Raw genomic sequence first — 8896 nt, forward strand, 5'->3', positions numbered from 1 at the left:
GGCTATGGCACAAGGACGAATTCCCCAAGCGGATATCGAGGCAATTCGCGAGCGCACCCCCATTGAGGAGGTTGTGGGGGAATATGTTCAACTTAAACCGGCTGGTGTGGACTCGCTGAAAGGGCTGAGCCCCTTCAAGGACGAGAAGACCCCTTCCTTCCACGTGCGTCCGAACAAAGGCTATTTCCACTGTTTCTCCTCTGGTGAGGGCGGTGACGTTTTCAGTTTCTTGATGAAGATGGAGCACGTTACATTCCCCGAAGCCGTGGAACAGTGCGCAGAGCGCATTGGCTACCACATTCGCTATGAAGGTGGTGGCCCCGGCAAACGTGAGGAACCCGGCACCCGGCAGCGGTTAGTCGCCGCCAATAAGGCGGCTCACGAGTTCTATCGTGAACAGTTCCATAGCGACGTCGAGGGGGCCGATTCCGCTCGTAATTTCCTGTTGGACCGTGGCTTCCAGATGGAACATGCGGATCAGTTCGGCTGTGGTTATGCCCCTGCCGGCTGGGATACGTTGACTAAGCACCTGTTGCGTAAGGGGTTTAGCTTTAAGGAACTGGAGGCCGCGGGATTATCCCGCATGGGAACAAAAGGCCCGATCGACCGCTTTCACCGAAGATTGCTGTGGCCCATTAAAAACGTCGCTGGAGATGTGATCGGGTTTGGTGCTCGCAAACTCTTTGACGACGACAAGCTGGGTAAATACATGAACACGCCCGAAACGATGCTCTACAAAAAGTCTAAGGTGCTGTTCGGTATCGACCATGCCAAAGGGAACATCGTTAGCTCTCACCAGGCAGTTGTGGTGGAGGGGTACACGGATGTGATGGCCATGCACGCAGCAGGAGTCACTACTGCCGTGGCAGCATGTGGTACCGCGTTCGGTGCGGATCACCTGCAGATGCTGCGCAGGTTCATGCTGGATGACAAGTTCTTCCGCGGCGAGATCATCTACACCTTCGATGGGGATGAAGCCGGCCAAAAGGCAGCTATGCGAGCTTTCGAAGGGGATCAGCAATTTACGGGGCGTAGTTACGTCACCATTGCCCCAGGTGGCATGGATCCGTGTGATATTCGGATGGAAAAGGGAGATACTGCGGTACGCGAGCTTGTCGCTTCCCGCATCCCCATGTTCGAATTCGTTATTCGAGCGCTTCTTGAGGACTATGACACAGCTAGCGTGGACGGCCGTGTACACGCGCTGCGTCGCATCGTGCCTGTGCTCGCGGGAATTAGGGACGATGCCATGCGCGATGAATATGCCCGTCAGGCCAGCGGATGGGTTGGTTGGGAAAACCCGGCTGAGGTCGTAAAACAGGTTCGCGAAGAGGCCCGTAAAGGCAAGGCCGAAAAACCAAAGCTGGAATTGAAACAAGGAGCGGCCCGCGAAGCCCGCACGGGCAACCGCCCTGATCTGCGTGCCGTAAATTCTATGGAACGTCCCGATCCGAACGAGGAGTATCTGGAAGGCCCCAGGGAAGTCCTCAAGATTGCCTTGCAAGAACCAGGGCTGGCGGGCGAGATGTTCGATCTCATGCCACCGGTGAGTTTCGCGCACCCAACCTACATTGCGATTGCCCAAGCGATGGCGAAAGCTGGGGGAGCAGCGAATGCCACGGGCGGTGCCGCGTGGATCGACAATGTGGCCGGTCTGATTGGAGATGCAATGGGAGCCGCCGTTGTTTCGGAGCTTGCTGTGGAGGATGTGCACTGCCAACCTGGCCGGTTGGAGTTCTACGCGGACGCGATCATGGCTCACATGCAGGAACGATGGGTGGGCAATGAGATTGCGGATATGAAATCCAAGATGCAGCGGATGCGCCCAGACCTGCAGCAGGAAGAGTACAAAGGGCTTTTTGCGGACCTCATGGCCCTAGAGAAGTATCGTCGCTCGCTCCAGGCCCGCGCTGCAGCCTATGGGGAACTGGGTAGTGGGGTAAATGGATAGCTGGGGAGCTATTTCCGCTTCTTGAAAGGGTTGGCCGGTCGGCCGGGCTTCCCGCTGGAGGTGGGTGCATCAATGCGGTCACGGGGATGGTCTGTATCGGCTTCCACAATCGTTTGTCCGTCGTCTAAGCTGTGCCGTGCAGACTGGGAAAGGTCACGCACCTCGTGCATACGCGGATCCGGATCTAAGCGATTCGCCAACGCTTTCCTACCCGCCCGAAGTGCGGTCTTCGTGACCTCCGAGTTGACTGCAGTCTCGTATCCGCGCCGGATCTGCTCGTAGCGACGGCGGCCAGCTTTGGTACCCATGAGGTAGCCAGCGGCAGCTCCGACAACCAATTGAATCATTCGCTTGCACTCCTTGGTAGGTCTCTGGGGATGACTCGGGGGCGAGTTAGGTCTCTGGAGTCGGTCTTCGACTGACGGTAAGTAACTACTTTTCTCAACTATACGGTACGGATCCTCCCGCCTCGCCATCGTGCCTAATGGGAACCGTTTTCCGTATTCATTTTTATGCCACCATGGGAACGTTGAACAACCCCTACCACCCCAGGAGGAATCAGTCCATGGCTGAACAGAATCACACTACGACCGTCAAGGGCATTATTGCCCGTACAAAGGGCGAACCGGTTGAACTGGTGGACGTTGTCATCCCCGCGCCGGGGCCAAACGACGTTATCGTGAAAATCCAGGCCTGCGGTGTGTGCCACACCGACCTAGCTTACCGCGACGGTGGCATTTCCAATGACTATCCATTCTTGCTGGGCCACGAGGCCGCCGGCGTTGTGGAAACGGTCGGCGATCGCGTGACCCACGTGGCGCCCGGTGATTATGTAGTCCTGAACTGGCGCGCCGTGTGTGGTGAGTGTCGCGCTTGCAAGAAGGGCGAACCCAAGTACTGCTTCAATACTCACAACGCCAGCCAGAAAATGACTCTCACCGATGGCACCGAGCTAGAGGCAGCCCTCGGCATCGGAGCCTTTATCGAAAAGACCCTTGTTCACGAAGGCCAGTGCACCAAAGTGAACGACTCTGAAGATCCCGCTGTCGCTGGTTTGCTGGGCTGCGGCATCATGGCTGGCCTGGGTGCCGCTGTGAACACCGGCGACATCAAGCGTGGCGAGTCGGCGGCCGTCATCGGCGTCGGTGGCGTTGGCATGGCCGCGGTCGCTGGCGCTGCCCTAGCTGGGGCCACACCAATCATTGCTATTGATGTTTCCGACGCCAAGCTGGCCCGCGCCAAGGAGGAATTCGGGGCAACTCATACCATTAATTCCAAGGGCCTCACAGATGATCAGCTCATCGAGAAGGTCCAGGAACTCACGGGTGGCTTTGGCGTGGATGTGGTAGTCGATGCCGTGGGCATTCCACAGACCTATAAGCAGGCGTTCTACATCCGCGATCTGGCTGGCCGCGTGGTGCTCGTTGGCGTACCGACCCCCGACATGAAGCTGGAACTGCCGTTGCTGGACGTCTTTGGTAGAGGTGGCTCCCTGAAGTCTTCTTGGTACGGTGATTGCCTGCCGGAGCGTGACTTCCCCATGTACGTTGACCTTCACCTCGAGGAGCGCTTCCCACTAGACCGGTTCGTGGACGAGCGCATCGGGCTTGGCGATGTTGAACAAGCCTTCGAAACGATGAAGGCCGGAAAAGTCCTGCGTTCTGTCGTGGAGTTCAAGTAATCAACCCCGGAATAATTCCGCCCTCGAACGACGTTGAGATAACTGGAAGAAAGGCATTCCCGCGATGACTGACAACACTACCTCTGGGCACAGCTCCACGGGCCTGCGCATCGAACGCGTGGTCACTAGTGGCGTGTTCGCCCTCGACGGCGGTGAATGGGACGTAGACAACAACATTTGGATCGTCGGCGACGATTCCGAGTGCTACATCATCGACGCCGCCCATACAGCTGACCCCATTATCGACGCCGTGGGGGACCGCAAGGTTAAGGGCATCGTCTGCTCGCATGCGCACAATGACCACATCACAGTGGCACCCGAGTTGTCCGAGAAGCTCAACGCCCCCATTTTCTGCCACCCCGGTGACAAGATGCTGTGGGATGAGACGCACCCAGATGTCACCCCGCACGACCTCGCCGATGGTCAGAAGTTCGATATCGCGGGTACTGACCTGAACGTTATTAACACTCCCGGGCACTCCCCGGGGTCGTGCTCGTTTTACCTACCTGAGGCCAAGGTGTTGTTCAGCGGTGACACCCTCTTCGCCGGCGGGCCTGGCGCCACGGGTCGCTCCTTCAGCGACTTCGACACGATCATTGACTCTATCCGTACGAGCTTGCTCACCCTTCCGGGCGAAACCGAGGTCTACACCGGCCACGGCGATGCCACCAGCATCGGTGAGGAGGCTCCCCACCTCGAAGAATGGATTAAGCGCGGTTACTAGCGCACATTATCTATGACTAACACAGCGACCCCTTCCGACACTCTCGATCTCGCCATTACAGGCATGACGTGCGCGTCCTGCGCCAACCGTATCGAGCGAAAGCTCAACAAGATGGAGGGCGTATCCGCCACCGTCAACTACGCCACGGAGAAGGCGCACATCCAGTCAATTGCGGGTAGTACCATTTCTTTTCCCGACGCCCAAGAGTTCATCGACCTCGTCGATTCCATGGGTTATGGCGCTGCGGTCGAACGGCCTTTGCGCCCTGCGGAAGACGAGTCTGAACATGGCGAGGGGGCGTCGGACCAAGAACTGGACGCACTGCGGCAAAGACTGGTGATTGGTGCATGGCTCACAGTGCCGGTAATTCTGCTGGCCATGGTGCCACCGTTGCAGTTTCTGCACTGGCAGTGGCTGTCGCTGACGTTGGCTGCGCCCATGATCGTGTGGGGTGGGTGGCCGTTCCACCGTGCGACGTGGAAGAACCTGAAGCATGGCGCGTTCACGATGGATTCGCTCATCACGATCGGCACGCTGGCGGCATTTGGGTGGTCCTTGTACGCGCTGTTTTTCGGTACCGCGGGGATGGACGCTAACAGTCATGGTGGCCCCGCCGGGGATATTTACCTGGAAGTCGGCGCCGGCGTGATCCTGTTTGTACTGGCAGGGCGCTACTTCGAGAAGCGTGCCAAGCACCGGGCGGGTAGTGCGCTGCGGGCATTGACGGAACTGGGCGCACAGGAGGTCACGGTCTGCGAGTGGGATGAGGATTCTGCGAGCAGCGCGGGCAGCCAGCGCACCGTGCCCATTGACCAGTTGCAGGTAGGGCAATACTTCATTGTGCGCCCAGGTGAGAAGATCGCTACCGACGGAGTGGTCGTAGATGGTCATTCTGCCGTGGATGCCTCCTTGCTGACGGGCGAATCCGTGCCGGTGGATGTGGCAGTCGGGGATCATGTTACGGGTGCCACGATCAACACCTCGGGACGATTGGTGGTGCGTGCCCAGAAGGTGGGCGCGGATACACAGCTGGCGCATATGGCGAAGCTGGTTGAGGATGCCCAGTCCGGTAAGGCTCCCGTTCAGCGGCTTGCGGACAAAATTTCGGGTGTGTTCGTGCCCATCGTCATCGCTGTGGCGGTGTTGGTTTTCCTTGGTTGGTGGATTGCTACGGGTGAGGTGGCGCGCGCATTTTCCACGGCAGTTGCCGTGCTCATTGTCGCGTGCCCTTGTGCCTTGGGCCTCGCGACTCCCACCGCACTGTTGGTCGGCACCGGCCGCGGAGCCCGCGACGGCATCCTCATCAAGGGGCCTGAGATTCTGGAATCCGCGCGCGGTGTGGACACGATCGTGCTGGACAAGACCGGTACCGTCACCACCGGTGAGATGACCGTTACCGCCGTCGTGACCGAAGACGGTTGGGCGCCTGCGGAGGTCTTGGGTCTTGCTGGGGCGGTGGAAGCCGGCTCCGAACACCCCATCGGCCGTTCTATTACCGACGCCGCCCGGGCACAACGTGGCGTCGATCTACAAAAGGCGCGAGTCGATGCCTTTAGGAGTATCGCCGGGCGAGGAGTGGAAGCGACGGTCGATGGGCGACTCGTGCAGGTGGGGCGCGGGTTTGTGGATGTGAGTGCTGGTGCGTTCATTCCTGTGGTCGTCGATGGGGCGTTGGCTGGGCAGATCGAGGTGCGCGACGGGGTGAAGCCTACGAGCGCGGCGGCGGTGGCTGAATTGAAGCAGATGGGTCTGCGACCGATCCTGTTGACGGGTGATGCGGACGCGGTAGCGCGCCGGGTGGCCGGGGAAACCGGAATTGCGCCGACCGATGTGCTTGCGGAAGTCATGCCTGAGGACAAGGTGGCGGAGGTGCGCCGGTTGCAGGAGAAGGGCGCTGTGGTGGCCATGGTTGGAGATGGTGTGAATGATGCGGCGGCCCTGGCGCAGGCAGACTTGGGCATCGCGATGGGGTCGGGTACGGATGCCGCGATCGAGGCAGCGGATATCACCCTCGTGCGAGCGGAGTTGCCTGCAGCGGTTGATGCGGTCAAGCTTTCTCGGCGGACGTTGCGAACCATCAAGGGCAACCTGTTTTGGGCGTTCGCGTACAACGTCGCGGCGATTCCGCTCGCGGCAGCGGGGTTACTGAACCCGATGTTGGCGGGAGCGGCGATGGCGCTGTCCAGTGTGTTTGTGGTCAGCAACAGTCTGCGTTTGCAGGCGCAGCGGCTTTAGTACGGTGGGTCTTCCGGCAGCGGTCCCCATATCCGCTGTGATTTCCTCCTGTTGAATTCGGCGAGGGTGAGCGTGCGACGGACGGCGCGTTGACGGAAGGTTTCCCTACCGAGTGGTCCGTTGGGTGCGGTGATGACCTGATGGCCGTCGCCGTGGCTGGTCCATACCTCTACGCCGTCTTGGTTGATGGTTACATCCCATGATCCGGCGGTTTTCGCGTTGTGGTGTTTTGCACAAAGGCAATGAAGGTTTGACGTGCTGGTCGGTCCTCCATCAGCGGGGTTGTCATGGTTGTACCTCTGGACGTGATCGAGTTGGCATTTGTGGGCGGGCACGTCGCATCCGGGAAAGCGACAGGTGCCGTCTCTGCCTTCGACGCTGGCCCGGACGATGGGGGATGGTGCGTAGCCATTGTTGGCAGTAAAGCCCGGTGCTTGTAGGTGGGTGATTCGTTTCATCCATTTCTTTGTTGCAAGGGGATTTAGCCAGGTGCCTGCGGCCCAGATTTGGGAATCGGGCAGGTCCACGCGACGGTATAGGTTTAGGTGGATTTCGGCCGTGGTTTGACCGCGGACGATTTTGAGCAGGGCTTCTGCGCGCGAGCAGTTCTCCTTTTTCCTTACGTTGTCGAGGGCTGCGGTGAGTTCCTGGGCCTCCAGTTTTGGCAACGTGAGGAAGAAGTCGGTCGTCTGGTCATCGCGATCATCGATGTTGAGGCGGGTTGACGAGAGGAGACTGTCATCGTCCTCGGGAGGCTGGGGATCTTCGTCGAGATCTTTGGGGCAGGCTAGGTGATCGTGTTTGTTGACGATATGCTTCATGCGGCGCCGAAGAGTGGTGGGGCTCCACATCGCCTGGTTCGGCTGGGTGGGGAGGAGGGCTTGGTAGACTTCGGGTTCCATGGCTGCGACGACATCGTCGTCGACGCATTCCAGACTGTCGGCGATGTTGCGCCAAATCTCCAGTGAATAGGCGCCCGTGTTGCCTAGCTCGACCAGTGACGGAAAGCGGTCGAAGAGGCGGCCGATCTCTACCAGAGTCAGTGCGCGGTATTCGGGCATGCCGAGCCGGGCCCCTAACCTGGTTGAAACGTCGCTGATGCAATCGTCCATATCGGGCGCGAAGGCTAAAGCCAGCCGGACGTGTGCTTTATTGATTTCGCGAATTTCGCAGCTGTAGATATCGCTGGGGTCGCATACGCGCCAGCTGGGTTGTGGGTTGTTGTGGTTCGGTTCTCGCGGTGGTCTGGACTGGGCGAACATGGTCCCCCTCGGACGGTTCTTGGACGATTCTTGCTAGTTCAAGTCGCGGATATGTTCGGTGTTTAGAAGGTGTAGACGATTCCTGTTTGTCAGGCTCGCTCTCATCATATAGACCGCCTCAGACATCGCTGCCGACATCTTTCAGAAAATCGAACACGCGATCTAATTCATGTGGAAAATGCTGGTGCAGTGTTGGGGTGCTTAGCCGAACTGACCTCGCGCGATGTGGTGGTGTGACGAGGGGAATTCCGGGTTGCCATTCGCTAAGTGCGCCCGCTAGGTGAGCCCGCTAAGTGGGGGGTCGTTGAAGTTGGCAGTGATCTATTGGGGGAGGGGGGCGGGTTAAGGGACAGAAAGTGTGTCTGAATTCCGCGGGAAATCTAGGTCAGGGTATGTAAACAGGTGCTTTATATTACTGGTTGTGGACGTGTCAAGTTTTTTTTGTGTGTGGTGTTTTGTTTTCTAGATGTATGGGGGCGAATCGGTCGGGGTAGGCGACGATCATTTGGTTGAGTGCTTCCATCCAGCCGACGGTTGTTCTCCCTTCGATTATGCGTCCTGATTTATCTGGTTTCGGTGCCCCTTTCGCTTTCTTTGCACGCTTGAGTGCTCGCTTGTCTTCGATCGTGCAGATCGTCAACCACAGTGCTTTTACTGCAGCGATATCGTTGGGGAACTGGATGCGATTGCGGGTGGCTTTACGCAGTTCACTATTGAGTGATTCGATCGCGTTGGTCGTGTAGATCATTTTCCGCACCTGCGGGGTGAACTGCAGAAATGGTACGAATCTGTCCCAGGCGCGTTCCCATACCAAGACAGATTGTGGGTATTTCTTACCGAGGTCACTGACGGCAAACCGATCCAAGGCCTGCCGGGCTTGGGTCTCATTGACTGCCGTGTAGACCTCTTTTAGCGCGGCGGAGACGGCTTTGCGGTCACCGTAAGCGACGTATTTGTTGGCGTTGCGGATTAGATGCACCACGCAGGTTTGCACGAGTGAATGCGGCCGGGTTGCTTCAATGGCTTCCGGCAGACCTTTAAGT

7 protein-coding genes are annotated in these 8896 nt (G+C 58.5%); 4 read left to right on the forward strand and 3 right to left on the reverse strand.

Annotation, left to right across the window (positions count from 1 at the left end):
* Nucleotides 1–4: 4 nt before the first annotated feature.
* Complete coding sequence (gene dnaG, locus HMPREF3098_RS03360) at nt 5–1951, forward strand: DNA primase (RefSeq protein WP_210385928.1); 1947 nt, start codon at nt 5–7, stop codon at nt 1949–1951.
* A gap of 8 nt (nt 1952–1959) precedes the next feature.
* On the opposite strand, the gene HMPREF3098_RS03365 is transcribed toward dnaG, so the two are convergent.
* Nucleotides 1960–2298: a hypothetical protein gene (locus HMPREF3098_RS03365; RefSeq protein WP_070433991.1), complete on the reverse strand. Its 339-nt coding sequence runs from the start codon at nt 2296–2298 to the stop codon at nt 1960–1962.
* A gap of 218 nt (nt 2299–2516) precedes the next feature.
* On the opposite strand from HMPREF3098_RS03365, the gene HMPREF3098_RS03370 reads away from it, so the two are divergent.
* From HMPREF3098_RS03370 to HMPREF3098_RS03380, 3 genes are all read left to right on the forward strand, one after another.
* Nucleotides 2517–3632 carry an S-(hydroxymethyl)mycothiol dehydrogenase gene (locus HMPREF3098_RS03370; RefSeq protein ID WP_070433992.1) on the forward strand — a complete coding sequence of 372 codons (1116 nt, stop codon included), beginning with the start codon at nt 2517–2519 and terminating at the stop codon, nt 3630–3632.
* A gap of 64 nt (nt 3633–3696) precedes the next feature.
* Nucleotides 3697–4356 carry an MBL fold metallo-hydrolase gene (locus HMPREF3098_RS03375; RefSeq protein WP_070433993.1) on the forward strand — a complete coding sequence of 220 codons (660 nt, stop codon included), beginning with the start codon at nt 3697–3699 and terminating at the stop codon, nt 4354–4356.
* A gap of 12 nt (nt 4357–4368) precedes the next feature.
* On the forward strand, nt 4369–6591 hold the full coding sequence (locus tag HMPREF3098_RS03380) for a heavy metal translocating P-type ATPase (RefSeq protein WP_070433994.1): 2223 nt from the start codon (nt 4369–4371) through the stop codon (nt 6589–6591).
* Here the strand turns inward: HMPREF3098_RS03380 and HMPREF3098_RS03385 are convergent.
* Nucleotides 6588–7853 (reverse strand): HNH endonuclease signature motif containing protein, encoded by a 1266-nt coding sequence (locus HMPREF3098_RS03385; RefSeq protein WP_035113318.1) that lies wholly within the window; start codon nt 7851–7853, stop codon nt 6588–6590. The genes HMPREF3098_RS03380 and HMPREF3098_RS03385 overlap by 4 nt on opposite strands.
* A gap of 430 nt (nt 7854–8283) precedes the next feature.
* Nucleotides 8284–8896: transposase (locus HMPREF3098_RS03390; protein ID WP_210385929.1), on the reverse strand; the 613-nt coding region annotated here is incomplete at its 5' end.

This window comes from Corynebacterium sp. HMSC28B08, assembly GCF_001806865.1.
Lineage (GTDB): Bacteria > Actinomycetota > Actinomycetes > Mycobacteriales > Mycobacteriaceae > Corynebacterium > Corynebacterium auriscanis.